Source organism: Micromonospora echinofusca (assembly GCF_900091445.1).
Classification (GTDB): Bacteria; Actinomycetota; Actinomycetes; order Mycobacteriales; family Micromonosporaceae; genus Micromonospora; species Micromonospora echinofusca.
On the sequence record NZ_LT607733.1, the window covers coordinates 13,919 to 39,060 of the forward strand.

30 protein-coding genes are annotated in these 25,142 nt (G+C 75.4%); 20 read left to right on the plus strand and 10 right to left on the minus strand.

Going from position 1 to position 25,142, the window contains the following annotated elements:
- Positions 1-328: 328 nt before the first annotated feature.
- From nagA to GA0070610_RS00075, 3 genes are read right to left on the minus strand one after another with little or no spacing between them, the layout of a single operon-like run.
- The gene (gene nagA, locus GA0070610_RS00065; RefSeq protein ID WP_088998115.1) at positions 329-1,438 is read right to left on the minus strand and encodes an N-acetylglucosamine-6-phosphate deacetylase; all 1,110 of its coding nucleotides are present in this window, start codon (positions 1,436-1,438) and stop codon (positions 329-331) included.
- Complete coding sequence (locus tag GA0070610_RS00070) at positions 1,438-2,358, minus strand: ROK family protein (protein ID WP_088998116.1); 921 nt, start codon at positions 2,356-2,358, stop codon at positions 1,438-1,440. Before GA0070610_RS00070 ends, nagA begins: the two co-directional genes overlap by 1 nt.
- Entirely contained in the window at positions 2,355-3,284 is a 930-nt protein-coding gene (locus tag GA0070610_RS00075) for an SIS domain-containing protein (RefSeq protein WP_088998117.1), read from the minus strand. The genes GA0070610_RS00070 and GA0070610_RS00075 overlap by 4 nt, the downstream gene beginning before the upstream one ends.
- Positions 3,285-3,478: 194 nt before the next feature.
- On the opposite strand from GA0070610_RS00075, the gene GA0070610_RS00080 reads away from it, so the two are divergent.
- The 20 genes from GA0070610_RS00080 to GA0070610_RS00170 all read left to right on the plus strand — a co-directional run bounded on the left by GA0070610_RS00080 (position 3,479) and on the right by GA0070610_RS00170 (position 16,533).
- On the plus strand, positions 3,479-4,264 hold the full coding sequence (locus GA0070610_RS00080) for a DeoR/GlpR family DNA-binding transcription regulator (protein ID WP_088998118.1): 786 nt from the start codon (positions 3,479-3,481) through the stop codon (positions 4,262-4,264).
- Positions 4,265-4,493: 229 nt separating this feature from the next.
- A complete protein-coding gene (locus tag GA0070610_RS00085; RefSeq protein WP_172896626.1) occupies positions 4,494-5,417 on the plus strand; it encodes an ATP-binding cassette domain-containing protein in 924 nt (307 codons plus the stop codon).
- The gene (locus tag GA0070610_RS00090) at positions 5,414-6,430 is read left to right on the plus strand and encodes an ABC transporter permease subunit (protein ID WP_089003175.1); all 1,017 of its coding nucleotides are present in this window, start codon (positions 5,414-5,416) and stop codon (positions 6,428-6,430) included. Before GA0070610_RS00085 ends, GA0070610_RS00090 begins: the two co-directional genes overlap by 4 nt.
- A gap of 183 nt (positions 6,431-6,613) precedes the next feature.
- The gene (locus tag GA0070610_RS00095; protein WP_088998120.1) at positions 6,614-7,177 is read left to right on the plus strand and encodes a DUF3263 domain-containing protein; all 564 of its coding nucleotides are present in this window, start codon (positions 6,614-6,616) and stop codon (positions 7,175-7,177) included.
- Positions 7,178-7,390: 213 nt separating this feature from the next.
- Positions 7,391-8,104, plus strand: a complete 714-nt coding sequence (locus GA0070610_RS00100) for a hypothetical protein (RefSeq protein ID WP_088998121.1) — start codon at positions 7,391-7,393, stop codon at positions 8,102-8,104.
- A complete protein-coding gene (locus GA0070610_RS00105; protein ID WP_088998122.1) occupies positions 8,101-8,493 on the plus strand; it encodes a phage holin family protein in 393 nt (130 codons plus the stop codon). The genes GA0070610_RS00100 and GA0070610_RS00105 overlap by 4 nt, the downstream gene beginning before the upstream one ends.
- Positions 8,494-8,515: 22 nt before the next feature.
- Complete coding sequence (locus tag GA0070610_RS00110) at positions 8,516-9,223, plus strand: DUF3618 domain-containing protein (protein ID WP_088998123.1); 708 nt, start codon at positions 8,516-8,518, stop codon at positions 9,221-9,223.
- Positions 9,192-10,091 carry a hypothetical protein gene (locus tag GA0070610_RS00115; RefSeq protein ID WP_088998124.1) on the plus strand — a complete coding sequence of 300 codons (900 nt, stop codon included), beginning with the start codon at positions 9,192-9,194 and terminating at the stop codon, positions 10,089-10,091. Before GA0070610_RS00110 ends, GA0070610_RS00115 begins: the two co-directional genes overlap by 32 nt.
- 152 nt (positions 10,092-10,243) lie before the next feature.
- Entirely contained in the window at positions 10,244-10,753 is a 510-nt protein-coding gene (locus tag GA0070610_RS00120) for a GNAT family N-acetyltransferase (RefSeq protein WP_088998125.1), read from the plus strand.
- Positions 10,754-11,029: 276 nt separating this feature from the next.
- Positions 11,030-11,527: a hypothetical protein gene (locus GA0070610_RS00125; RefSeq protein ID WP_088998126.1), complete on the plus strand. Its 498-nt coding sequence runs from the start codon at positions 11,030-11,032 to the stop codon at positions 11,525-11,527.
- Between the two features lie 2 nt (positions 11,528-11,529).
- A complete protein-coding gene (locus tag GA0070610_RS00130) occupies positions 11,530-12,783 on the plus strand; it encodes an SRPBCC family protein (protein WP_088998127.1) in 1,254 nt (417 codons plus the stop codon).
- Entirely contained in the window at positions 12,780-13,223 is a 444-nt protein-coding gene (gene gvpJ, locus GA0070610_RS32045) for a gas vesicle protein GvpJ (protein WP_088998128.1), read from the plus strand. The genes GA0070610_RS00130 and gvpJ overlap by 4 nt, the downstream gene beginning before the upstream one ends.
- 2 nt (positions 13,224-13,225) lie before the next feature.
- Positions 13,226-13,981 carry a GvpL/GvpF family gas vesicle protein gene (locus GA0070610_RS00140; protein ID WP_088998129.1) on the plus strand — a complete coding sequence of 252 codons (756 nt, stop codon included), beginning with the start codon at positions 13,226-13,228 and terminating at the stop codon, positions 13,979-13,981.
- A gap of 3 nt (positions 13,982-13,984) precedes the next feature.
- Positions 13,985-14,296 (plus strand): gas vesicle protein GvpG, encoded by a 312-nt coding sequence (locus GA0070610_RS00145; protein ID WP_089003176.1) that lies wholly within the window; start codon positions 13,985-13,987, stop codon positions 14,294-14,296.
- Positions 14,250-14,594: a gas vesicle protein GvpO gene (locus tag GA0070610_RS00150; RefSeq protein WP_088998130.1), complete on the plus strand. Its 345-nt coding sequence runs from the start codon at positions 14,250-14,252 to the stop codon at positions 14,592-14,594. The genes GA0070610_RS00145 and GA0070610_RS00150 overlap by 47 nt, the downstream gene beginning before the upstream one ends.
- A gap of 1 nt (position 14,595) precedes the next feature.
- Positions 14,596-14,964, plus strand: a complete 369-nt coding sequence (locus tag GA0070610_RS32050; protein ID WP_088998131.1) for a gas vesicle protein — start codon at positions 14,596-14,598, stop codon at positions 14,962-14,964.
- Entirely contained in the window at positions 14,948-15,625 is a 678-nt protein-coding gene (locus tag GA0070610_RS00160; RefSeq protein WP_197697785.1) for a GvpL/GvpF family gas vesicle protein, read from the plus strand. The genes GA0070610_RS32050 and GA0070610_RS00160 overlap by 17 nt, the downstream gene beginning before the upstream one ends.
- Positions 15,517-15,786 carry a GvpL/GvpF family gas vesicle protein gene (locus tag GA0070610_RS31630; RefSeq protein ID WP_197697786.1) on the plus strand — a complete coding sequence of 90 codons (270 nt, stop codon included), beginning with the start codon at positions 15,517-15,519 and terminating at the stop codon, positions 15,784-15,786. The genes GA0070610_RS00160 and GA0070610_RS31630 overlap by 109 nt, the downstream gene beginning before the upstream one ends.
- 19 nt (positions 15,787-15,805) lie before the next feature.
- A complete protein-coding gene (locus GA0070610_RS00165; protein ID WP_088998132.1) occupies positions 15,806-16,060 on the plus strand; it encodes a gas vesicle protein in 255 nt (84 codons plus the stop codon).
- Positions 16,057-16,533 carry a gas vesicle protein K gene (locus GA0070610_RS00170; RefSeq protein ID WP_231925860.1) on the plus strand — a complete coding sequence of 159 codons (477 nt, stop codon included), beginning with the start codon at positions 16,057-16,059 and terminating at the stop codon, positions 16,531-16,533. The genes GA0070610_RS00165 and GA0070610_RS00170 overlap by 4 nt, the downstream gene beginning before the upstream one ends.
- 50 nt (positions 16,534-16,583) lie before the next feature.
- Here the strand turns inward: GA0070610_RS00170 and GA0070610_RS00175 are convergent, their stop codons facing one another.
- From GA0070610_RS00175 to GA0070610_RS00205, 7 genes are read right to left on the minus strand one after another with little or no spacing between them, the layout of a single operon-like run.
- The gene (locus GA0070610_RS00175) at positions 16,584-18,884 is read right to left on the minus strand and encodes an AAA family ATPase (protein ID WP_088998133.1); all 2,301 of its coding nucleotides are present in this window, start codon (positions 18,882-18,884) and stop codon (positions 16,584-16,586) included.
- Positions 18,885-18,906: 22 nt separating this feature from the next.
- Positions 18,907-19,455 carry a hypothetical protein gene (locus tag GA0070610_RS00180; RefSeq protein ID WP_089003178.1) on the minus strand — a complete coding sequence of 183 codons (549 nt, stop codon included), beginning with the start codon at positions 19,453-19,455 and terminating at the stop codon, positions 18,907-18,909.
- A 45-nt stretch (positions 19,456-19,500) separates the two neighbouring features.
- Positions 19,501-20,238 (minus strand): GTP-binding protein, encoded by a 738-nt coding sequence (locus tag GA0070610_RS00185; protein ID WP_088998134.1) that lies wholly within the window; start codon positions 20,236-20,238, stop codon positions 19,501-19,503.
- On the minus strand, positions 20,216-20,689 hold the full coding sequence (locus GA0070610_RS00190; protein WP_088998135.1) for a DUF742 domain-containing protein: 474 nt from the start codon (positions 20,687-20,689) through the stop codon (positions 20,216-20,218). Before GA0070610_RS00190 ends, GA0070610_RS00185 begins: the two co-directional genes overlap by 23 nt.
- Entirely contained in the window at positions 20,686-21,156 is a 471-nt protein-coding gene (locus GA0070610_RS00195) for a roadblock/LC7 domain-containing protein (RefSeq protein WP_088998136.1), read from the minus strand. Before GA0070610_RS00195 ends, GA0070610_RS00190 begins: the two co-directional genes overlap by 4 nt.
- A complete protein-coding gene (locus GA0070610_RS00200; protein WP_088998137.1) occupies positions 21,153-23,678 on the minus strand; it encodes a nitrate- and nitrite sensing domain-containing protein in 2,526 nt (841 codons plus the stop codon). Before GA0070610_RS00200 ends, GA0070610_RS00195 begins: the two co-directional genes overlap by 4 nt.
- Positions 23,665-24,834, minus strand: a complete 1,170-nt coding sequence (locus GA0070610_RS00205) for a hypothetical protein (RefSeq protein ID WP_088998138.1) — start codon at positions 24,832-24,834, stop codon at positions 23,665-23,667. Before GA0070610_RS00205 ends, GA0070610_RS00200 begins: the two co-directional genes overlap by 14 nt.
- Between the last annotated feature and the right edge of the window lie 308 nt (positions 24,835-25,142).

The window sequence follows — 25,142 nt, forward strand, 5'->3', positions numbered from 1 at the left end:
GATGGGCTCGATGCCGGGCCCTCGGGCCGGGAGGGCTTGGTGGCTCAGGCGCTGTCGAGCTGCCCTCACAGACGGGGCAGACCCGACGACCGGGGGTACGCGGGACGACCGGGACAGCCCGGCAGGCCGTCACCCCCGCAGCCCTGCACCCTCAGCAGGCCGTCACCCCAGCCACGCGCTCCGACAGCGTGGTCTCACAGATGGGGCAGCTCGACAGCGCCGAGGTGGTCATGGGGCGGGTCGCTCGGCGGGCCACCGCCACCACCGCTGCGGCCACCGCCGCCGCCACCACCGCCACCGGCGTGGCCTCGGCCGGCCCGCGCCGGTGTCACTCCACCCAGGAACCGCCGCGCATCACCCGGACCACGTTCAGGTCGTCGTCGAGCACCACCAGGTCGGCCCGGAGCCCGACCTGGAGCGCGCCCAGCTGGTCGCCGAGGCCGATCGCGCGGGCCGGCGTGGTGGCGGCCATCCGTACGGCGTCCGCGATCGGGATCCCGGCGGCCACGGCGTGCCGCAGCGCGGCGTCCATGGTCAGGGTGCTGCCCGCGATCGCGCCGTCGCGGGCCAGCCGGGCCACGCCGTCCGCCACCGTGACCGCCTGGCCGCCCAGGTCGTACTCGCCGTCGGCCATGCCGGCCGCGGCCATCGCGTCAGTGATCAGGGCGGCCCGCTCGGGGCCCGCCGTCGACGTGGCGAAGGTCAGCATCCCGTCGTGCAGGTGCACGCCGTCGGCGACCAGTTCGCAGACCACGGTCGGGGCGTCCAGCAGGGCCACCACCGGGCCGGGCTCGCGGTGGTGCACCGGCCGCATCCCGTTGAACAGGTGGGTGCCGACGCTCGCGCCCGCCGCGACGGCGGCGCGGGTCTCGTCGTACGTGGCGTCGGTGTGGCCGACCGCGGCGACCACCTGGTGCGCGGTGAGCAGCTTGATCGCCTCCAGCGCACCGTCGCGTTCCGGGGCGAGGGTGACCATCCGCACCGCCCCGCCGCCCAGCTCGATCAGCTCGGCCAGCTCGTCCGTGGACGGGTCGCGCAGGTACTCCGGGTTCTGCGCGCCGCAGCGGGCCGAGGAGAGGTACGGGCCCTCGAAGTGGATCCCGGCCAGCACCCCCTCGGCGACCAGCGGGGCGAACGCCTCGGTGGCCGAGCGCATGAGCGCGAAGGGCGAGCTGACGAGGCTGGCCAGCAGGGTGGTGGTGCCGTGCCGCAGGTGGAAGTCGGCCGCCTGCCGGGCCTGCCCGCCGTCGCCGGTGGTGAAGGTGTGTCCGCCGCCGCCGTGCGTGTGCATGTCGACGAAGCCGGGCACGATCCAGTGCCCGTCGCGCACGGACGGGTACTCGGCGACGGCCCGGATCCGGCCCTCGTCCAGCTCCACGCAGCCCTGCCGGATCACGCCGGTCGGGGTCACCACCTTGCCGTTCACCCGGTTGGCCATCACTTCTCCATACTGTCGAGGGCGAGCAGGGCGGCGCCGAGGCAGCCGGCCTCGTCGCCGAGGGCCGCCGCGACCAGGCGCGGCTCCCGGTGGAACGTCATCCGTTCGTGCAGCGCGGCCCGGAGCGGGTCGAACAGCCGCGCGCCGGCGCGCGCCAGCCCGCCGCCGAGCACCACGGTCTCCACGTCGTAGAGGGCCTGACCGGTGGCGAGACCGTCGGCGAGCGCCTCGACGGCCTCCCGCCACACGTCCGCCGCCAGCGGCTCACCGGCGGCCGCCCGGTCGGCGACCTCGGCGGCGCTCGTCGGGACCCCCGCCAGCGCCGAGTAGCGCCGACCGATGGCGGACGCGGAGGCGACCGCCTCCAGGCAGCCGGGTCGACCGCAGCCGCAGGGCGGCCCGCCGGGGCGTACCAGGATGTGGCCGATCTCGCCCGCGGCGCCGTGCGCGCCGAAGGCGGCCGTGCCGGCGACCACGTGGGCGGCGGCGATCCCGGTGCCGATCGCGACGAAGAGGACGTGCCCGGCGTCGCGTCCCGCGCCGAGCCGGGCCTCGGCCAGGCCGCCGGCGCGCACGTCGTGGCCGAGCGCCGTGGGCAGCCCGAGCCGATCCTGGGCGAGGTCCCGCAGCGGTACGTCCCGGAAGCCCACGTTGGCCGACCAGACGGCGATCCCGCGCGCCTCGTCGATCACCCCGGGCACCGCGATGCCGACCGCGACCGGGTCGAGCCCGTCGGCGCGGGCCTTGCCGGCGAGTCCCTCGGCGACCCCGAGGACGGTGTCCACCACGGCGTCCGGGCCGCGCCCGGCGTCGGTGGGGTGCCGCTCGGCGTGCAGCACGGTGCCGTCGCCCCGGACCAGGGCGCACTTCATCCCGGTGCCGCCGACGTCCAGCGCGACGACGACGTCGGCCGACCTCACGCGAGGACCACGGAGCGGGTCAGGTGCCGGGGCGCGTCGGGGTCGAGGCCCCGGCTGGTGGCGAGCGCGACGGCGAAGCGTTGCGCCAGGATCAGGTCGGCCATCGGGTCGACGGGCGTACGGCCGGCGGCCCAGCTGCCGAGCACGGTGCGGCAGCCGTGGGTGCGACTGTGCACGAACGCCGCGCCCGTCGCCGCCACGTCGGCCGGCAGCCCGTCGGGCAGCTCGCCGAACGCCCAGACCAGCCGGCCCGGGGCGGCGATCGAGATCGGGCCGTGCCGGTAGTCCATCGCCGGGTACGCCTCGGCCCAGAAGGTCGCCGCCTCGCGGCACTTCAGGGCCGCCTCCTGGGCCAGCCCGACCGTCCAGCCGCGACCGAGGAAGGTGGCCTGCTCGATGCGGGTCGGGTCGATCGGCAGCGGGGCGCGTACGGCCACCTCGGCGTCGGCCGCGAGCGCGTCGATGTTGTCGCCGAGGTGGGCGCGGAGCAGGGCCAGCGCGGTGGTCGCGAAGCGCGTCTGCACCACCGACCGCTCGTCGGCGAAGGGCATGGTGACCGCCGCGTCGGCCAGCGCGACGGCGGGGGAGTCGGGGTCGCCGACCAGGACGGTGCTCGGCACCCGCCCGCGCAGGGCGGCGATCAGCTCGGTGACCTCGGTGGTGGTGCCGGAGCGGGTGATCGCCACGAGCCGGTCGTAGCGCCGGCCGGTCGGGAACTCGGAGGCCTGGAAGGCGTCGGTCTCGCCCTGGCCGAGGTGCTCGCGGCGGGCCGCGTACGCCATCGCCATGAACCACGACGTGCCGCAGCCCACGACGGCGACCCGCTCCCCGGGGCGGGGGAGGTGGCTCGTCGCGGTGGCGGCGAGTCGCGCCGCCTCCCGCCAGCAGTCGGGCTGGCTCGCGATCTCGGCGTCGACGTACGACATGAGAACTCCTACGCAGGGGAGCGGTGCGCAATACGGCTCGTTAGAGCCGCCTTTCGCGCGTTATTCTGCGCGAAAGCGGCTGGCTGTGGCAACCAGCCCCGGCATCGCGCAAGACAGGGTTTTGCGCCCTCGTAGTTTCGCGCACTACTGTGCACGCAATCAATCACCGACCGCGCAGTAACGGGAGGGCCGGGGTGGACCGGTACGCCAGATGGAACGCCCTGCTCGAGATGCTGACCGACAACGGCCGGGTCAGCGTCGAGGAGGCCGCCGAGCGGCTGGACGTCTCCCAGGCCACGATCCGGCGTGACTTCGACCAGCTCGCCCAGCAGCAGATGATCACCCGGACCCGGGGCGGCGCGGTCGCCAACGGCGTCTCGTACGACCTGCCGCTGCGCTACAAGACCGCCAAGCACTCGGCGGAGAAGCAGCGGATCGGCGCCGCCGCCGCGGCGTTGGTCTCGCCGGGCACCGTGGTGGGCCTCAACGGCGGCACGACCAGCACGGAGGTGGCCCGGGCCCTGGCCGTGCGGCCCGACCTGAACACCAGTGCCGAGGGCGCCCAGCTCACCGTGGTCACCAACGCGCTGAACATCGCCAACGAGCTGCTGGTCCGCTCGCGGATGAAGGTCGTGGTGGCCGGCGGCGTGGTCCGCCCGAAGTCGTTCGAGCTGGTCGGCCCCCTGGGCGGGGCGCTGCTGCGCGAGGTCACCCTGGACGTCGCCCTGCTCGGCGTGGACGCCATCGACCCGCAGCTCGGCGCCGCCGCCCACCACGAGGGCGAGGCGGCGATGAACAACCTGATGGTGGCGCGGGCCAAGCGGGTCGTGATCATCGCCGACTCGTCCAAGCTGGGCGGTCACGCCTTCGCCCGGATCTGCCCGGTGGACCGGGTGGAGACCCTGGTCACCGACTCGGGCGCCAACCCCGAGGTGGTGGAGGCGTTCCGGGCCGCCGGGGTCACGGTCGTCTGCGCCTGAGGTACGCGCGCCTCCCTGCAAGCCCGGCCACGCTGAGTCACCTTCCCCATCCGTCGGCGCGTCGGATGCATACCGGGTATTGCGTGCGGCTGCATACCGCGTATGGTGTCGCGTGTCATACGCCCATCGGGGGAGGTGCAGCTTGCCAGCTGTCCTGGAGATCGAAGGTCTCCGCAAGACGTACAAGAGCCGTCGGCGCGGCACCCGCAACGCGCTCGACAGTTTCGACATGCGGGTCGAAGAAGGGCAGGTGCACGGCTTCCTCGGCCCGAACGGGTCGGGCAAGACCACCACGCTCCGTACGCTGCTCGGCCTCATCCGGCCCGACGGTGGCCGGATGACGGTCCTCGGCCACGAGGTGCCCGCGGCGCTGCCCGCCGTCGCCGGTCAGGTCGGCGCGATCGTGGAGAGCCCGCAGTTCTTCCCGCACTTCACCGCGCGCGACACCCTGTCCCTGCTCGCCGGCGCGGGCGACGTGCCCCGGCAGCGCGTGGACGAGGTGCTGGAGCTGGTCGGGCTGCGCGACCGGGCCGGCGAGCGGGTCAAGACCTACTCGCTCGGCATGAAGCAGCGGCTCGCCGTCGCCTCGGCCCTGCTGAAGAACCCGAAGCTGCTGATCCTCGACGAGCCGGCCAACGGCCTCGACCCGGGCGGCATCCGGGAGATGCGCACCCTGACGCGCAGCCTCGCCGAGTCGGGGATGACCGTGGTGCTGTCCAGCCACATCCTCGGCGAGATCCAGCTGATCTGCGACTCCGTCACCATCATCTCGCTCGGCCGGCGGGTCGCCTTCGGGCCGGTCGAGCAGGTGCTCGCGCAGCACTCCTCGGCCGCGGTCCGGGTGCGGCTGGAGGCGGTCACCGACCTGCCGGTCGCCGCCGAGGCGCTGGCCCGCGCGGGCATCCGGGTGACCGGTCAGCCCGACCACCTGATGCTCGCCGGGGTCGACAAGCCGGCAACGGTGACCCGGCTCCTCGCCGAGCAGGGCCTCTACGTCAGCGAGTTGGCCCCGGTCGCCGTCGACCTGGAGAGCGTCTTCCTCGAACTGACCGCCACCGCGCCGGTACCCGGCCAGCACCGGCAGGTCGACCAGTCCACGAAGGTCGGTGGCGCGGGGCAGCCCGGCGCCGCCGGAGGAGGGTGGGGCGCGTGAGCCTCTACCGTACGGAGCTGCGCCGGCTCGCGAAGCGGCGCTTCACCCGCTGGATGAGCCTGCTGGGCCTGCTGGTGCTCGCCATGGTGGTGATCGGGGTCTTCTTCACCAACGAGAAGATCGACGCCGCCGCGCTGGCCAAGGCCGAGCGCGCCGCCGAACAGCAGTGGCAGCGGGACGTCCGCCACAACGCGCAGTACCGCGCGGAGTGCGACAAGGCGAAGGCCGCCGGAACGGCCCAGGCCGAGGACTTCCCGCAGGACTGTGCGTCCATCCAGCCGCCGCCCAGGGAGGCGATCGAGACGCAGTGGTTCCTGCCGTCGACCTTCGACTTCCGGGAGAACTTCGGCGACACGCTGCTGCCGCTCGCGGCGATCCTCGCGCTGGTCGGGTTCGTCGTGGGGGCCTCGTTCGTCGGGGCCGAGTGGAACACCGGCGGCATGATGAACCTGCTGCTGTGGCGGCCGAAGCGGCTGACCGTACTGCTGACGAAGCTGGCGGCGCTGCTCACCGGGCTGGTCGCCCTGGCGGTGCCCACGACGGTGCTGTGGTTCGGCAGCTTCTGGCTGGTCGCCACGTTCCGTGGCAGCACGGCGAAGATGACCTCCGGGGCGTGGCAGTCATTCGCCCTGACCGGGCTGCGTGGGCTGGTGCTCGCACTGGTCACCGCGACCATCGGCTTCGCGCTCGCCTCGCTGGGGCGGCACACCGCGATGGCCCTGGGCGGGGTGATCGCCCTGATGGTCGTCGGCCAGTTCGGTCTCGGCATCCTGCTGGCGATGGCCGGCGTGCGCTTCGCCGAGGCCTGGCTGCTGCCGACCTACGCCGTGGCGTGGATGCAGAAGAAGGTGACCCTGGAGGACTGGAACACCTGCCAGGCCACCTACTACGGCGAATGCAAACCGGACACTCTGGACATCACCTGGCAGCAGTCCTCGGTGATGATGACGGTCGGGTTCGTGGTGATCCTCGGCGCGGCCCTCTGGGCGATGCGCCGGCGCGACATCTCCTGACCGTCAGGCGGTGCGACCGTGGCTCTCCCCGGCCCCGGTCGCACCGCCGGGTCGTCCGATGCGAACCGGGTCCGCCCTGGTTAGGCTGGTGTTCCCCACCGGTCGGCTGTCGCCGTGTGCCGCCCGCGTGCCGCCCCGGGAGACCGATCCGCCCGGAGCAGGACCAGCCCCACGAGGAGCGCCATGCAGCCCGCCGACGCCGCCCCGGCCGCCACCGAGCCGCCCGCGACGGGACGGTCCGGCGAGCCGGTCGCGACGGGCGAGGCGGTCGCCGCCGACGCGCCCGACGCCGCAGGCGTCGTCCCCCACCCGCGCGGCGGCCCGGTCGCCGCGGCCCCGACCGTCCCGCAGCCCCGCTCGGCGGCGGAACCGGAACTCGCCGTGGCACCGCCCCGTGCCACCGGCGCCGCCGACCTCGACACCGGCGTACCGCCCGGCGACCTCGACACCGACACCGACACCGACGCAGGGCCCGCCGATTTCGACACCGGCGTCCCGGCGGACGCCCGCCCGGAGAGCGGCCTGACCGAGCGGGAAGGGCGCATCCTCGCCTTCGAGCGGCAGTGGTGGCGGCACGCCGGCGCCAAGGAACAGGCCATCCGGGACACCTTCGGCCTCTCGGCCACCCGCTACTACCAGCTGCTCAACGCGCTGCTCGACAACCCGGCCGCCATCGCCGCCGAACCGGTGCTGATCGGGCGGCTACGTCGGCTGCGTTCCTCCCGGGCCCGCAACCGCCGCCGCTGAGCGCTGTCGCACCCCGCGACCGGTTCCGACCCGGCGGTCCGGTGCCGTCGCCGTGGTACCGCCCGACCGGCCGTCCCACCGCTGTCCCCGACCCCGCGCCGGAATGTCGGCGACCCGCACGGGTACGCGGGTGTCGTTCCGGGCCGCGTGCCGCGGCCGGTTCACGTTCCGGGCCGTGACGCTGCGGCCCGGGGCCGACGGAGGGAGCGGGCGATGACGCAGATGAACCCGAGCCGGCCACCGGACGGTGCGACCGGCACCGCACAGCAGGCCCGGCAGGAGGCGTCCCGGGTCGGGCACCAGGCGGCCCAGGCCGGCGGACAGGTCGCGCACACCGCCGCCGAACAGGGCGGACAGGTGGCGTCGGAGGCCCGGCGGCAGGCGCGCAACCTGACCGGCGAGGCCGGCACGCAACTGCGCGACCAGGCCCGGGCGCAACAGCACCGGGCCGCCGACGGGCTGCGCGGCATCGGGCGCGAACTCGGCTCGATGGCGGAGCGCAGCGAGGACTCCGGGATGGCCGGTCAGGCGGTCCGCCGGATGGCCGACGCCGCCGAACAGGCCGCCGGCTGGCTCGACGAGCGCGAACCCACGGCGGTGCTCGACGAGGTGCGGTCGTACGCGCGACGGCACCCGGGCACCTTCCTGGCCGGCGCGGCCCTGGCCGGCATGCTGGTCGGGCGGCTCACCCGGAACCTGGCCGCCTCGGGCGACGGGGCGCGGGGCACGGGCCAGCCGTCGACCCCGCCGGCCGCCGCCCCGACCGGACCGGGTGCCGCGCCGATCCCGGCCGGCCCGCGACCGTACGAGCGGACGGTCGAGGCGCCGTACGCGGCCGAGGAGGCGTACACCGGGACGGCCCGGGTGCGCAACGCCTCGCCTCCCGGTCGGCAGGGGCCGGACATCCCCGGCGGAGTGGCACCGTGAGCGCCCCCGAGAAGGAACGGACGCAGTCGGTCGGCGACCTGTTGGGCGACGTGACCCGGGACTTCTCGACGCTGGTCCGCAAGGAGGTCGAACTGGCCAAGGCGGAGCTGCGCGAGGAGGCGGGCCAGGCCGGCAAGGTCGGCGGCATGTTCGGCGGGGCGGCGCTGGCCGGGTTCCTGACGGTGCTGTTCGTGTCGTACGCGCTGTGGTGGGGGCTGTCCAACGTGATGGACCAGGGCTGGGCGGCGCTGATCGTGGCCGTCATCTGGGCCGCCGTCACGGGTGTCCTGCTCGGCAGGGCGCGCAAGGAGAAGGCGCAGCTCCGCGCGGTGCTGCCCCGGACGAGGCAGACCGCAGGGGAGATACCGGACGCGATGCGCGGCCGGTGAACCAGCCGGGAGGGAGTAGATCATGTCCAACGATCCGGACCGGATCCGGTGGGAGATCGAGAACACCCGGAACGAACTGAGCAGCGACGTCGACGCGCTGGCCGACAAGGTCAATCCGCGACGGATCGCCGGTGAGCGCGTCGGGCAGGCCCGTGGCGCACTCACCCGGGCCAGGGAGAAGGTGATGGGCGTGCAGTCGGACGGGCACGGTGCCGCGCAGCGGGTGTCGCACGCGACAGGCCAGCGCATGTCGCACGCGGCCGATTCGGCGCGAGGGCTCGGGGAGCAGTCCCGGGAACGGATGTCGCACGTGGCCGGGTCGGTGCGGGAGGAGGCCCGCTCCCTCGGGCAGCAGTCCCGCCAGCAGGCGCAGGGCAACCCCCTCGCGGCCGGCCTCATCGCGTTCGGCGCCGGGCTGCTGGTCTCGTCGCTGATCCCGGCCAGCCGTCCCGAACGGCAGTGGGCCGGGCAGGCCAAGGAGATGGTGAGCGAGCACTCCGACCAGCTGCGTGCGCAGGCCGGGCACCTTCGGGAGCAGGCCAGCGAGGTCGGCCGCGAGGTGGGCCACGAGATGCGCCACAACCTGCGCGAGCCGGCGCAGGAAGCGGCCCGCGCCGTCGGTTCCACGGCCGTCAGCGGCGCGTCCGCCGTCCGGGACCAGGGCGGGTCGGCCGCCCACCAGATGCAGGGGCAGGCGCATGAGGCCGCCGACGACCTCCGTCGCCGCTGAGGCGACCCGGGTCGTCGGGGCGGCGCGGACGATGCGGGTACGCTCCGCGTCCGCGCCGCCGCCCGGCCGGCCGGTCAACGAGGACTTCGTCTTCCGGTTCGGGCCGCTGGCGGGCGTACTGGACGGCGCGACCGTGCCGGAGGGCTTCGACACGGGCTGCGTGCACGGGCCGTCCTGGTACGTCCGGCACCTCGCGGCCCGGCTCGGGCTGGCGGAGGCGGTCCGCCCGACGGCGACACTGATGAGCAACCTGGCGGCGGCGATCCTCGCCGTCCGGGCCGACCACGGCGGCGGGTGCGACCTCGATCATCCGGGCACCCCGTCGAGCACCGTCTGTCTGCTGCGTGACGGCGGCGACCACCTGGACTACCTGGTGCTCTGCGACAGCCCGCTGGTGCTCGACGCCGGCGGCCGGATCAGCGTGGTCACGGACGACCGGCTGGACGCCGCCACGGCGGCGGTGCGGGCCACGGTGGCAGCCGTGCCGGCGGGTTCCGCCGACCGGCTCACCCGGTTCCGCCTGGCCGTCGGCGTGCAGCGGGAGCGGATGAACCGTACCCACGGCTACTGGGTGGCCGCAGCCGACCCGGACGCGGCGTTCCACGCGGTGACGGGCACCCTGCCGCTGCGCGGGCCGGGCGCGGTACGGCGTGCGGCGCTGCTCAGCGACGGGGCGTCGGCGCTGGTGGAGCAGTTCGGCCTGCTCGACTGGGCGGGCCTGCTGGACGTGGCGACCGCGGAGGGGCCGGGCGCGCTGATCGACCGGGTACGCGCTGCGGAGCGTGACCATCCGGACCGGTTGCGTCGGCACAAGCCCGCCGACGACGCCTCGGTGCTGCTCTGCGAGTTCGACGCCGACGAGCCCTGACCGGCCCGCGCCCGCCGGCTGCCCTGCCAGCCTCGACAGCGGAGCGTGAGGCGGAGCACCATGCGGTCCGACCGGCCGGTACCTTCCGCCGGACCGCCAGTGGAAGCCCGATGGGGTGGACTTGAGCCGGTGGGGGCGGCAGACTGCGGCACGTGGCGGGAACGGTGCGGTTGGAGCCGATCGACGAGCGAAACCTGGAGCCATTGCTCTCCGTAGCGGCTGCGGAGGCGGAGCCCAGCGACGTGATGCCGCCGGTGGAGGCGCCGGCGGGGTGGTCGCACGCCCGCCGGGAGGCGTTCCGTGAGTTCCACCGGGCCAGCTTCGCCGGCCTGGACGGCCCGACCGGCACCTGCATGTACGCGATCCTGGCCGGCGGCGAGGTGGTCGGCATGATCCGGATGAGCCGACGAGGCGAGCCCGGCACGGTCGAGACCGGGATGTGGCTGGGCCGCTCCGCCCGGGGCCAGGGGATCGGCGCGGCCGCCCTGCGCGAGTTGTTGAACGAGGCGGCGGCGGCCGGAATGCGCCTCGTGGTCGCGGAGACCACGGTCGACAATCTCGGCGCCGTGTCCGTCCTGGAAAAATGCGGGGCTAAATTGCGCGAGGATGGCGGTAAGGTGCACGCGGAAATATGCCTCGATTCGGCGCTGCCGGCCGTGTGACGGTCATTCGGCGATTCTTCACCCTCTGACGTTCTTCCTGCTCTGGGCCGCTCCTGTGTCCCTTTTGCGCGCCTAGCGAGGTGCGTGGGTCGAGCCCCGGTCAATGGCGTCGGTAAAGCGCGGAAAATGTTTTGCCGTTGAGGCAACGGGTATTGCCCGCCGGGTCCGATTGAACGGGGCACCTGATGTGCGGTCCGGCGCGTGCTGATCCCCGGCGGCCATTCTTTCGACCATTGCCGTCAGGTGTCCGGCGCGGCGGGGAGCGAAGGAGAACTGATGAGAAGCGGAGCACGAATCGGGCTCGCGGTCGGCTTCGGCTACCTGCTCGGCCGGCGGCGCAAACTGCGTACCGCCCTCACCCTGGCGGCCGCGGTCGCGGCCGGCCGGGCCAGCCGGGAGCCCGGTGGGCTGCTGAAGGCGGGCGGCAACCTGATCCAGTCGTCCCCCCAGTTGAGCAACATCGGTCGCCTCGGCGCCCCCCTCGCGGCCGCCTCGAAGGCGGCCGCGACCGCCGCCGCCGGCAGCGGCATCGACGCCATCAGCGGCAAGCTGCGCGGCTCGGCCGACGCGCTGCGCCGCAAGGGCGGCGCAGGCACCCCCGACGGCGACCGGCCGGGCGCCGCCGCCGAGGGCGGGCAGCGGGACGCCGACGCTCAGGGCGGGCAGCAGGACGCCGACGCTCAGGGCGGGCAGCAGGACGCCGACGCTCAGGGCGGGCAGCAGGACGCCGAGGGCGGGCGGTCCGAGGCCGGCACCGAGCAGCGGGGGCGGTGACCATGACGGGTACGACGAACCCCGGCGGCCTCGGGGACAAGGTCCGGGGCCAACTCGCCGGCGAGGCGCGCAACCTGGCCAGCGCCATCGGCGAACGCGCGGTCCAGGTGGTGACCGAGCGGATCACGGGCGCGACGGGCCGGCTCAGCGACTACGCGAAGCAGGGCGGCGGCCCCGGCCTGATCGCCGCCGCCACCGGCGCGCAGAAGCTCGCCGAGGGTGGCTCCCCGGTCAAGGCGATGGTCCATGCCGGGGTGGCCGGCGGTAAGGAGAAAATCATGGCGGCTCTCGGCAAGGGCGGCAAGGGTGGCAAGGGCGGCGGCAAGAAGCTCAAGGTCACCAACATCGTGGAGACGATCGAGGTCGGCGTGCCGGTCCGGGTCGCGTACGACCAGTGGACCCAGTTCGGCGACTTCCCGAGCTTCATGAAGAAGGTCGAGAACGTCGACACCGAGTCGGACGAGAAGCTGACCTGGAAGGCGCAGGTCTTCTGGTCGCACCGCACCTGGGAGTCCACCATCGTGCGGCAGATCCCGGACAAGCTCATCCACTGGCGCTCCAAGGGCGAGAAGGGCTCGGTGGACGGCACGGTCAGCTTCCACGAGCTGTCGCCCGACCTGACCCGCATCCTGGTGGTGCTGGAGTACCACCCGCAGGGTCTCTTCGAGCACACCGGGAACCTGTGGCGGGCCCAGGGCCGCCGCGTCCGGCTGGAGCTGAAGCACTTCGTCCGGCACGTGATGACCGAGACCGTCCTCGATCCGGACTCGGTGCAGGGCTGGCGCGGCGAGATCGAGGACTCGCAGGTCGTCCGGGACCACGAGACCGCGCTGCGCGAGGAGCAGGAGCAGGAGGAGCGGGAGGAGCGGGAGGAGCGGGAGCGGCAGGAGGAACAGCCTCGTGGGCGGCGGCCGGAGCGTGCGCCGCGCGGCCGGCGGGAGCCCGAGGAGGAGGCCGAGGAGGAGGCCGGGGAGGAGCCGCGCGAGGAGCGCCGGCCCACCGCGCGCCGCCGGCCACCGCAGCGCCGCCGTCCGGCCGAGGAGGAGTACGAGGACCAGTACGACGAGGGCGACTACGACGAGTACGGGGAGGAGCCGGAGGAGGAGCAGACCCCGCCGCGTCGCCGCGCCCCGGAGCGGGCCCGTCGCCCCCAGCCGAGGGAGGAGCCCCGCCCCCGCGAGGAGCCCCGGGCCCGTCGGTCCCCGGAAGCGCCCCGCCGACCCGTGGTCCGGCGTCGACGGGAGGAACGGGAGTGAGCATCGCGACGAGCGAGGGCCCGGCCGGCGGTGCCCTGGAACGCGGCGGGGCCGGCTCGAGCCTGGCCGACGTCGTGGAGACCGTGCTGGACAAGGGCGTGGTGATCGACGCCCAGGTCTCCGTCAACGTGGTCGGCATCCAGCTGTTGGAGATCAACGCCCGGATCACCATCGCCAGCATCGAGACGTACCTGCGCTTCGCGGAGGCGGTGGACCGGTTCGACATCACCCCGGCGGACCAGAAGGGGCTGACCGACCTGGTCGGGGACGCCGCCGGCGCGCTCGGCGCGGGCGGTGCCGTCTCCGGGATCGGCGGAGCCGTCGGTGCGCTTGGCGGCACCGTCAGGGACACCGTCGGCGGCCTCGGCACCGACGACCGGGACGGCGGCGCGAGTAGGGACCGCGACCGGCCCCGACGACGCCGGGACGGGGGTCGGTGAGCATGGCCGAGGAGACCGGACTGTTCATCTACGGCATCGTGCCCTCGGACGTGGAGCCGACTGCGGACGCCGCCGGGGTCGGCGACCCGCCCGGCGAGGTGGCGGCGATCCGGCACGGCGAACTGGCCGCGCTGGTCAGCGAGGTGAGCTTGACCGAGCCGATCGGCCGGCCGGCGGACCTGACCGCGTACCAGGAGATGCTGGACGGCACGGCGGCGGTGGCGCCGGTGCTGCCGGTGCGCTTCGGCACGGTCGTCACCGGGTCCGACGCGGTCGCCGACCTGCTGGACGCGCACCACGACCGGTTCGCCGCCGCCCTCGACGAATTCGAGGGCCGGATCCAGTACACCGTGCACGGCCGCTACGACGAGGCGAGGCTGATCGCGGCGGTGCTGGCGGAGAACCCGGCCGCCGCCGAGCTGGCGGACCAGGTGCGCGGGCACCCGGAGGCGGCCACCCGGCCGCAGCGGATCCGCCTCGGCGAGATCATCAGCCAGGCGGTGGAGCTACGCCGGGAGGCGGAGAACCGGCAGCTCGTCGACGCGCTCGACCCGCTCGTCGTGGCGAGCGCGCCCCGGGCGCCGAGCAACGAGCTGGACGCGGCGAACGCCGCCTTCCTGGTCGACCAGGACCGGGAGGACGAGTTCGTCGCGGCGGTCGAGGAGTACGCCGAGCAGCGCCGGGAGCTGATCCGGATGCGGCTGCTCGGCCCGCTCGCCCCGTACGACTTCGTCAGCGCCCATCAGCTGACCGGGTGAGCGGTGGACATCCTGTGGGCGCTGCTGACCCTGCCGTACGCGCCGGTGCGGGGGCTGACCGCCGTGGTGAAGGTGGTCGCCCGGGAGGCGGAGTCACGTCAGCACAACCCCGTCGACGTCCGGCGCGAGCTGGAGGCATTGGACGCGGCGGAGGCCGCCGGCGAGATCAGCGCCGCGGAACGGGACCAGGGGCAGCAGCGGGTGCTGGAACGGCTGACCGGCGGCGCCCGGGGGGCGGCCCCCGGCGGGGGCGAGGGAGGTGGGCGCGATGGTGGATCTGATCCGCGGCGACGGCGGGCGGGCGCGCAGGAGTGAGCCCGTCGACGACCGGTACGACGAGGAGGAGTACCTCGAACCGATCTCGGCCGCCGAGGCGGCGCGCGAGGGGCTGCGGCAGGTCGTCGAGTTGACCGGCCGTGATCCCGTGGGGACCACCTCGCTGAAGTCGTCACGGGACGGCTGGCTGGTCGGGGTGGAGGTGGTCGAGGACCGGCGCGTCCCGGCCTCCACCGACCTGCTCGGCCTCTACGAGGTGGAGCTGGACCTGGAGGGCGGGCTGCTCGGCTACCGGCGGGTGCGGCGCTACCAGCGCGGCAAGGGCGAGGTGGGTTGAGGTGACCACGCAGCCGCCGCCGGTGGTGCAGAACTCCGGCCAGGTCCTGCCCGCCGGGCACGAGCCGGCCAACCTCGGCGACATCCTGGAACGCGTGCTCGACCGGGGCATCGTGATCGCCGGCGACATCCGGGTCAGCCTGCTCGACATCGAGCTGCTGACGCTCAAGCTGCGGCTGGTCATCGCCTCGGTCGACACGGCACGGCAGATCGGCATCGACTGGTGGGAGCACGACCCGTGGCTCAGCTCGCGGGCGAGGCCGCCGGTGGAGCCCGGCCCACGCGACCCGGAACAGGTGGAGGCGGAACGCCGCCCCCGGGTCGCCCGCAGGGCCGCCCGCGGAGAGGAGTGGGATGAGTTCGACGGCTGACCTCCTGCCCGCCGCCGGGCCGGCGGGCACCGGTGTCGGGGTGTGGCTGCACGGCGTGACACGCGACGTCGATCCGGCCCTGCTCGCCACGACCGTCGGGATGGACGGCGCCGCGGCGCGCGCGGTGCGGGTCGCCGGCCTGGTCGCCGTCGTCAGCGCCGCGCCGCTGTCCGAGTACGGCGAGGAGGCCCTGCGCCGCAACCTGGAGGACCTGGCCTGGTTGGAACGGGCGGCCCGGACGCACCACGCGGTCGTCGCGGCCCTCTCCCGGGTCGGCGCGGTGGTGCCGGCCCGACTGGCCACCGTCCACCACGACGACGCCCGGGTGGCGGGGCAGCTCACCGCCCGCCGGGCGGAGCTGACCGCCGTCCTCGACCGGCTCACCGGCCACGACGAGTGGGGCGTCAAGGGGTACGTCGTGCCCGGCGCGACGCCCCGCCCTACGGAGCCCGCCGGGTCGGGTGGCGCCGGGGCGGCGTACCTGCGGCGGCGCCGGGCCCAGCTCACCGCCCGCGAGAGGGGCAGCGGATCGCCGCCGAGGCCGCCGGGGCCGTGCACGAGGCACTGGCGGGGCACGCGGCGGCCGCCCGGCGGCACCCCCCGCAGGACCGCCGGCTCTCCGGGGCGCCCACCGCGATGGCGCTCAACGGGGCGTACCTGATCGGGCACGGGGCGGTCGCCGGGTTCCGCCGGCTGGTCGACGCGCTCGCCGGACGGCATCCCGAGATCCGACTGGAGCTGACCGGCCCGTGGCCGCCGTACTCCTTCGCCGACGAACGGCCCGCCGGGCCGGCGCTGACCGTACGGGAGCCGGCGTGCTGACGGCCCGGGGGTCGGCGACATGACCACGTCGCTCGCGCCGAGCAGCGCCGACGACCCGCTGGCCTACCGGCCGGTGGCCCTGGTCGACCTGCTCGACCGGGTCCTCGCCACCGGCGTGGTGATCAGCGGCGACATCACCATCGCCGTCGCCGACGTGGACCTGGTCCGGATCTCCCTGCGTGCACTGGTCGCCTCCGTCGGCGCGCTGGCCCCGCCGGAGCTGCGCGACGCCGCCCCGGACGACGTCGCCTGGACGCCGGGACCGCCGGTATGACCGCCCCCGGCGCCCGCGCCGACGGCCCCGCCGGGAACGCGGCCGTCCCGGGTGGGAACGCGGCCGGCCCGGGCGGCGGAGCAGCCGGGATGGCGGGCGCGGGCCGCCCCGGCGGTGGTGGCGTCCGGCGGGACGAGGCGGCCGAACTCGCCGCCGCGCTCGGTGACACCCGGTGGCAGCCACCCCGGGTGACGCCGCTGGACCGCCGGCTGGCCGTCGACCGGGACTCCGTCGAGCGGGGACTGGCCAGCCTCGTGCTCACCGTGATCGAGCTGCTGCGGCAGCTCATGGAGCGGCAGGCCCTGCGCCGCGTCGACCTCGGCGACCTCACCGAGGAACAGGTCGAACGGATCGGCACCACGCTGATGGCGCTGGAGGAGCAGATGACGGGGCTGCGCGAGTACTTCGGCCTCGCGCCCGAGGACCTCAACCTCGACCTCGGGCCCCTCGGCCCCCTCCTGCCGACCGACTGACGCCCGCCGGCCCGCCGGCCCGCCGGCCCGTCGAACCGGGGAGCCGGCGGTCAGCCGGCCCGCTTCTCGGCGTACGCGGCGAGCCAGGCGACCTGGGTCGGGTCCAGGGACGGGCGGACCCGGGCGCGGGCCGAGGCCACGTGCGCGGCGGTGACCGTGGACGCGGTCAGCGACTCCCGCATGGCGGCCAGCGCCGCCTCCCGCACCAGCGCGGCGCAGTCGGCGGCCGAGAAGCCGTCCAATGCTTCGCCCAGCTCCACGAGGTCCACCTCGGGTGCCAGCGGCACGTTGCGCGCCGAGGCGCGCAGGATCTCCGCCCGCGCCGGCCCGTCCGGCGGCGGCACGTAGACCAGCCGCTCCAGCCGCCCGGGGCGCAGCAGCGCCGGGTCGATCAGGTCCGGCCGGTTCGTCGCGCCGACCACCACCACGTTGCGCAGCGTCTCCACCCCGTCCAGCTCCGTGAGCAGCGCGGCCACCACCCGGTCGGTGGTGCCGCCGTCGCTGGCCTGGCCGCGTACCGGGGCGAGCGCGTCCACCTCGTCCAGGAAGATCAGGGTGGGCGCGGCCTCGCGGGCCCGGCGGAACAGTTCGCGGACCGCGCGCTCGCTCTCGCCGACCCACTTCGACAGCAGCTCCGCGCCCTTCACCGAGAGCACGTTCGCCCGCCCCGAGCCGGCCAGCGCCGTCACCAGGTAGGTCTTGCCGCAGCCCGGCGGGCCGTAGAGGAGCACCCCGCGCGGCGGCTGCACGCCCAGCCGGGCGAAGGTGTCCGGGTAGGTCAGCGGCCACAGCACCGACTCGGTGAGCGTCTCCTTGACCTCCGTCAGGTCGCCCACGTCGTCCAGCGTCACCGAGGCCAGCTCCAGGGTGGAGGCGGCCATGGTGGTGGGCCGGACGACCTCCAGCGCCGCGGCGAAGTCCGCCATGGCCACCGTCGGCGTCTCCGCCGACTTCTGCCGCAGCGCCGCGCGCACCCCGGCCTCGCGGACCAGCGCGGCCAGGTCGGCGGCGACGAAACCGGGGGTACGCCCGGCGACCTCGTCGAGCCGTACGTCGTCGGCGAGCGGGACCTGTCGGGTCAGCACCGTCAACTGCTCCCGGCGCAGGGCCGCGTCCGGCAGCGGGACGCTGATCCGCAGCGAGAGCAGGTCCGGGGCGCGCAACGCGGGGTCGACGGCCTCGGGCCGGCCCGTGGTGCAGACGACCGCCACCCCCGCCCGTACGGTCTCGGCGACCACCTGCCGGAACACGGTCGCCACCGGGCCCGGGCCGTCCGCCGGGGCGAGTGCCTCCACGTCGGTGACCAGCAGCACCCCGGGGCCGTCGGCGCGCGCCTCGGCGGCGGCGGTGCGCAGCCGGTCGGCGGCGGCCTGGTTGGTCAGCGCGGCGACCTCGGGGGCCCAGAGCGGGCTGACCCGGGCCCCGACCCGGGCGGCCACGGCGCGTACGAGCGCGGCCTTGCCGGAGCCGGCCGGCCCGGCGACCAGCACGCCCAGCGAGACGGTCGTGCCCAGCCGGCCGAGCACCTCCCGGTGGTGGAAGCCGAGGTCGAGCAGCTCGGTGAGCTCCTCGGCCTGCGCCCGCAGCCCGGGCAGCTCGTCCACCGCGGGCGGCGCGTCGTCGTCGCTCCCGACGGTCCGTCCCGTGGCGTCCACGGCCGGGCCGCCGCCGCGTACGCCCGCGGCACCCGGTCGGCCCGGGGCGGTCCCGTCCGCCGTCGGGCCGCCGGCCCCGAGGCGACCCCCACCGGGCGTGGTGCCGGCGGAGCCGTGGGTCGCCTGGCCGTGTTCCCAGCCGACCACCGTGTCCATGGTGACCAGCGAGCCGGTGTCGGGCTCGGCGGCGACCACGGCGAGCAGGGTGCTGGTCCAGGCGTACCCGACGCTGTTGGAGAGGCTGCGCCGGGCGGCTTCCACCAGGCTGCGCACCGAGGCGTCGGGCAGGACGTCCTGCGGCAGCAGCGACACGTCGTCCCCGGTCGTCACCACCTTGCCGAGCAGGGCCAGACGGAGCATCTCGGGGGAGACCACGGCGGCGATCTGCGCCGGACCGGCGAGCAGCACCCGGCGGGCCGGGGTGACCGGCAGGGGGCTCACCGTGACCTGGCCGCCGTCGCGGATCCCGAGGTTGCCCAGCAGCAGGTCGTCGGCGTAGAGCAGCGCCGTGCTGGCGGTCGGCTCGGCCGGCGCGACGATGCCGGCGGTCGTCCGCCGGCCCGCCAGCCGCACCGGGTCGCCGGGGCGCAGCGCCAGCGCGGTGAGCACCTCGGGGTGCAGCCGGACGACGCCCCGCCGGGCGTCCAGGGCCGCCGGCCGCAGGCTCGCGGTCAGGGTCAGGTCGGGTTCCGCCACCGCCCGACCCTAGCCGCCGTGGTCACGCCGCGCCCGTCCCCGGGGCGTCGTGCGCCGCGCGGAGCCCGTCACCGTCGCCGAGCAGGGACGGGTCGCGGCGGATCAGCTCGGCCAGCCGCGCCGCCGGGTCCGGGGCCAGCCCCTCCCGGGCCGGCGTCCAGGCCGGCACGGTCTTGACCGACAGGGGCCACGGCGGTGGCGGCGCGGCAGCCTCCGCGTCGACCGTCACGCCCGCGTCGGTCCAGGCGACCCGCAGCGGGTACGCCTGCCCGTCGTGCTCCACCCGGATGCTGACCGCCGTGCCGGGGTGGCCGGCCACCGCCCGGCGGACGGCCTCGGCGACCTCCGCCACGGGGTCGCGGGGTTCCGCGCTCCGCCGCGTGTCGGCCCAGCCCGGTCCGGCGTTGCGCACCTCGGCCCGGGGCTCGGCGCGGCCCGGGGCGGAGCCGTCGCGCGCCTCCGCCGGGTCGGCGACCTCCCCGCCCGCCGCCCCCGCGTCGGCGGCCCGCCGGCGCAGGGCCTCCTCGCGGCGGGCCATCCGGGCCAGTGTCTCGTCCAGTCCACCTCTCATCACGACCACCCCTTCTCGCGAAACGGGTCGAACCGCCGCAGCGGTTCAGGACTTCCTCTCCCGGGTGGCCCGCTCGAGTGCGCGGTCCAGGACGACCAGCAGGGCGTCCCGCACCGAGAGCCGGTCCCGGGCGTCGAACTGCACCAGGGGCACGTGGTCGCCGACGGCCAGCGCCCACCGGATCGCGTCGAGGTCGTGCGCCAGCCGCCCGTCGAAGGCGTTCACGCCGACCACGAAGGGCAGGCCGGCCCGCTCGAAGAAGTCGATCGCCGGGTAGCAGTCGTCCAGCCGGGCGCTGTCCACCACGACGAGGGCGCCGAGCGCCCCGCGGGCCAGGTCGTCCCACATGAAGCCGAAGCGGGCCTGCCCCGGCGTGCCGAACAGGTACAGCTTCAGGCTGCGGTCGATGGTGACGCAGCCGAAGTCCATCGCCACCGTGGTGGTGGTCTTCGCGGAGCGTACGCCGGGGTCGTCGATGCCGATCCCGGCGGTGGTCATCTCCGCCTCGGTGGTCAGCGGGGCGATCTCGGAGATCGCGCCGACCGTGGTGGTCTTGCCGACCCCGAAACCGCCGGCGATGAGGATCTTGACGGGGATCGGCGGCGCGGCGGCCGGCGCGGGCCGGGGCACCGAGGCCACGCCGGTGGCCGGCGACCGGTGCGGCGGCGGAGCGGACGCGGCGGGTTGCGGCCCCGTCGGGGAGCCGTACCGGGCGGCGGCGCTGTTGGCGGCGATCCCGCCCAGCGGGGCGACCGGCCATTCAGGAGATCGCACGGAGTCCATCAATCACTCGGAGGATGATGTCGGGGTCGAGGGCGTCGGCGCCGTCGTGCACGTCCAGGTGGCCCGCCGCGCGGAGGTCGCCGACCAGCACCCGGGCCACACCGAAGTGCAGCCGGGTGCGGGCGGAGATCTCGGCGACCGAGATCGGCTCGTCGCAGAGCGCGACGATCGCCTGCAACTCGGGCGCCAGCAGGTTCAGCGGTGCGGACCGGTCGGTCGCCGGCCGGGCGGTCACCTGCGTCTCCAGCCCGATCGCCGGGTCGGCGCCGGCCACCCGCCCGGCGGTGAGCACGAACGGGCGCGGGCCCGGCGGCCCGTCCTCGGGCGTCGGCGCGGCCGTGGCCGCCGGCAGGCCGGGGCGGGCGTCGTGCGGGGACGACGCGCGCAGGTAGGGCCGGATCCGGATCGTGGGCTCCGGGTCCGGTCCCTCGCCGGCGACCTCCGGGGTCATTGCTGAGCGGCGTTCTTCAACTCGGCGATCAGTCTCGGGGTGAGGGCGCCACCGGCCCGGCCGGCGAAGAGCGTCATCTCGTAGGCCACGGTGCCGAGGTTCGCCGAGCGGTCGGCCACCACCCCGAGCACGGAACCGCTGCTGATCGCGCTGATGAGCAGGTAGCCCTCGGCCATGTCCACGACCACCCGGTTCAGCCCGCCGAGGGCGTACCAGCTCGCGGCGCCGCCGGCGAGGCTCGTCATGCCGGAGACCACGGCGGCGAGCCGCTCGGCGTTGGAGCGGTCCTTGATCGCCGACATGGCCATCAGCAGACCGTCCGACGAGACGGCGATCGCCTCCAGCACGCCGGCCGTGCTGGAGGTGAAGGAGTCCAGCAACCAGTTGAAGGTACGCGCCTCCGGGCTCAGGTCCCCGGCTCCCGGGTTCTGGTGGTCGACATTGTCGTGCAGGAAGGGGCTGGTCACCGTGATGTTCCCTCTTCGTAGCGGTGGTCTTGGCTGACTTCACGCAGAGCACGGGCGACGCCCGCCTCGAACTCGGTGAGGAGGTCGCGGACCTCGTCCGGATTTCCCGGGTGCGGGCTGTCGGGCTGCCGGGCCGGGGTGGCGGCGAGGTTGGCCCCGGGCACCCGCCGGGTCAGCCGGCCCGGCACCGTGCCGTCCGGCGTACGGTGGCCGCGCTCGGCCCGGCGTACGCCCGACTCGACGGCCTCGACGAGGGCGCGGGCGGCGGCCGGATCGGCGCCGCCGACCTCCACCGGCCCCACCGTCGACGGGTCGGCGGGGCGCAGGGTGGCGCCCGGCACCCGCTGGCGGATGCCCGGCGGGGCGGCCCCGGCCGGCGCCTCGGGCTCGCCCCCGGAGCCGAACGCGTCCCAGGGGGCGCCGGACTCCATGCTGCGCGTGGCGCGGCTCAGCAGCGCCGCGTCGAACCCGGACGGCGGGGCCTCCGGCGCCGGCCCGACCGCCGCGCGGGCCTCCGGCGCCGCGACGGCCGCCGCGCGGCGGGGCAGGGCAGCCGGTGCCTCGGCCGCCGTGACGCGGGCCCGGGCGGCCTCCGGCGCGTCGGCGGGGGAGCGCCGATCGCGCGCGGGTACGGCGGCCCGGGCCACGGCCACGCCGGCCCGCTCGGCGCGGTGGATCACCAGCGAGGTCTCCGGGACCTCCAGGTGGGCGGACACGCCGCCGCCGGCGGTCGGTGCCAGCCGCACCGTCCAGCCGTGCCGGCGGGCCAGCCGGCCCACCACGAAGAGCCCCAGCACCTCGGTCGGCGCGAGATCCAGCCGCTCCCGCCGGGTGAGCCGGGCGTTCTCCTCCGCCAGCCGCTCCCGGGCCATGCCGATGCCCCGGTCGACCACGGTCAGCCGCGCCCCGGAGCCGGTCTGCTCGCCGTCGACCGTGACCCGGGTGTGCGGCGGGGAGAAGACGGTGGCGTTCTCCATCAGCTCGGCCAGCGCCAGGACGAGGTCGCCGACGGCGCCGGGCGCCACCGACACGCCGGACGGGACCCGCATGTCGACGCGCGTGTAGTCCTCGATCTCGCCGAGCGCCAGCCGGACCACGTCGCCGAGCGGCACCGGCGCCACGTGGGGGTCCGCACCGGCCGAGCCGGAGAGCACCACCAGGCTGCCCGCGTTGCGGCGTAGCCGGCTGGAGATGTGGTCGAGCCGGTACAGGTGCTCCAGCCGGTCGGGGTCGGTCTCCTGCCGCTCCAGCCGGTCGATCAGCGCGATCTGCCGGCCGACGAGGTTCTGCGTACGGCGGCCGACGTGGCCGAACATCTGCGCCACGTTGCGCCGTCCGGCGACCTGCCGTTCGACGAGCCGGGCGGCGGTGCTCTGCACCCGGTCGAACGCGCGGGCCAGGTCGCCGATCTCGTCGCGGGCCCGTACGTCGACCGGGTCGAGGCGCACCGGCGCGACGCCCTCGGTCTCGTCGTCGGCGACCCGGGTCAGCTCCGCCTCGGCGACCCGGGCCACCCGGTCGGCGGAGCGGGTGAGCCGGGTCAGCGGCCGGGCCACCGTCCTCGCGACGGCCGCGCTGAGCAGCACCACCACGGCGAGGATCAGGGTGGCGACCCCACCGACCAGGTACGCCTCGGTCAGTGCCCGGCGCTGCTGCCGGGTCACCTCGGCGATGACGTCGGCGACGAGCTTCTTCTCGATGAACTGCCCGAAGGTGATCATCGAGCGGACCGACGGGAAGAGCGCGTCCAGCGGGATGCCCCTGGTCGCGCCGGCCGGGTCCAACGCGCTCGTGTGGAGGAAGCCCGCGCTGGTACGGGCGGCCACGGCCGCGTCGTTGAGTCTCGCCAGCGCGAACTGCTCCGGCGTGATGAGGCTGCGGAACCGCTGGTTGTCCACGCGCAGCGCGGCCATGCAGGCGACGTACGAGGCGCTCGCCCGGGGCGCGCCGGTGGCCTTGACGAGCACGATCAGGGTGGCGCAGGCGGCCAGCCCCTCGTCGGCGCGCAGCAGCCCGTCCAGGGCCAGCACCTGCCGTCCCGCCGCCGTCTCCGTGTCCACCCCGAACGGCAGCCGCAGCGACTCGATCAGCGCCGTGTTGACGGGCCCGTACGCGGCCATGATCTGGTCCGGGGTGGCGGTCCCGGCGAGCACGGCGGCCCGCAGGTCGGTCAGCCCGCGTACGCCGTGCAGGGCCTCGGCGACCCGGGGCGGCAGCTTGTCGCCCCGGGTGGCCCGCAGGTCGGCGACCCGGTCGTCCACGCTGGCCGTCCGCTGCACCAGTTCGGTGCGGGTGACGCGGCCGAGCAGCAGGCCGACGGAGAGGACGCGTTCCTGTTGCAGGTCCTGCACGAGGGTGCCGATGCGGCTGGCGACGCGGACCCGCTCGGCGATGTCGCCGGCGCGCTGGGCGGCGGCCACCCGGTCGAGCACCGCCGGCACGGCCAGCCCCACGATGCTGAGCAGCGGGATGACCACGAGCAGCGCGAGCTTGCCCCGGATCCGGAGCCTAGCGAGCAGCATCGGCGGGCCCCCACTGCGCGCCGGGTTCGCGGGCCGGCCCCACGGGCTGGAGTCGACGCGGTTCGGTGGTCGGCGGCCACGGCGTGTCCTCCGGCGGGCCGGCGGCCCCGTCCCGCTCGCGCCGGGCCTGCGCCGCGCGCTGTCGGGCCCGGCGGGCGGCGGCGAGCCACAACGTGCCGAGTGCCGCCCACAGCAGTACGGCCAGCACCCCGGCCGCGACGGTCAGCCACCGGCCGCGGTCCAGGTCGCCGAGGCGTTCGGCGAGCAGCGCGTCGAGTTCGTCCAGGATGACGGGTTGGAGCTGCTCGGCGGCGGCCTGCGCGTCGCGCCGGGCGCCGGTGGTCTGCGCCTGGTCGGCCACGGCGTCGCGGCCGTTCGGGGTGGAGTTGGCCGCCAGCGCCTCGACGGCCCGCTGGTACGTGTCGAGCGGGGTCAGCACGCTCGCGCCGAGGTCGGCGCTCTCCGAACTGTCCACGGCGGCCCGCAGGTCGGTGACCAGGTCGCCGGCCGGGGTGAGGACGGCGACCCGGAGGGCGGCGATCTCGACGGCGGTGCGGTTGCGGTCGGCGGCGGGCCGGCGGGCGGCGAGCACGGCCAGGTCCGCCAGCCGCCCGGTCGCCACCACCGTCTCGGGCAGGTCCCGGCTCGCGTGCTGGAGGAAGAAGGAGTCCGACCGGGGGTCGCGGACGAGTCCGGAGGTCTCTCGGACCTTGTCGTGCAGGGCCAGCAGCAGGTCGGTGGCCTCGCCGTACGCGGCGAGGGCCGCCTCCGGGTCGGCGGGGCCGCGGGCGCCCAGCGCCTCGATCTTGGCCCGCAGGCCGGCCCAGCGTTCCTGGGTCCGCAGCTCGGCGCCGATCCGCGTGTCGACGGAGGCGGCGGCCTCGACCGCGCGGGTCAGCGCCGCGCTGTCGGCGGGTCGGGCGGCGACGGCGGCGGACTGGGCGTCGACCAGGGCGTGGGTGACCGGGCCGAGGGCGTGCAGGTACTCCACGCCCAGCCGTTCCCGGCTGGCCAGGTCCCGGTCGTCGGCCGTGAGCCGCCAGGTCTGCACGAAGAGCAGGGTCATCGGCGCGAGCAGGGCGACGAGGAGCAGCAGTGGCAGTACGCGGCCCACCGCGGTGGGCCGCCGGCGGGCCGGCGGCGCGGGGACTGTCATGTCTGTCTCCTCCGGCGGGAGCACGGGATGGTGGTGGGTGTCGGGGGTCGACGGTGAAGTCCCGTGCACCGGACCGGAAAACTAACCGACCAGCGGGGAGTTGATCCGGCCGCCGGACGGTCAGCTTTGCGTCATGAAGCCCGAAGTAACCCCTGGGTAACTCGTCGGGCACGCTGGGTGTCGGGACGGAGAGTGACAAGGATGGATCAGAGTGGATTTCCGACGAACATCGGAATTCACGTGATCCGAATTCATCTTCCTGGGACGGTCTGGACCGCGCGCCCCGGACGCCGATCGGCCCGACCGGA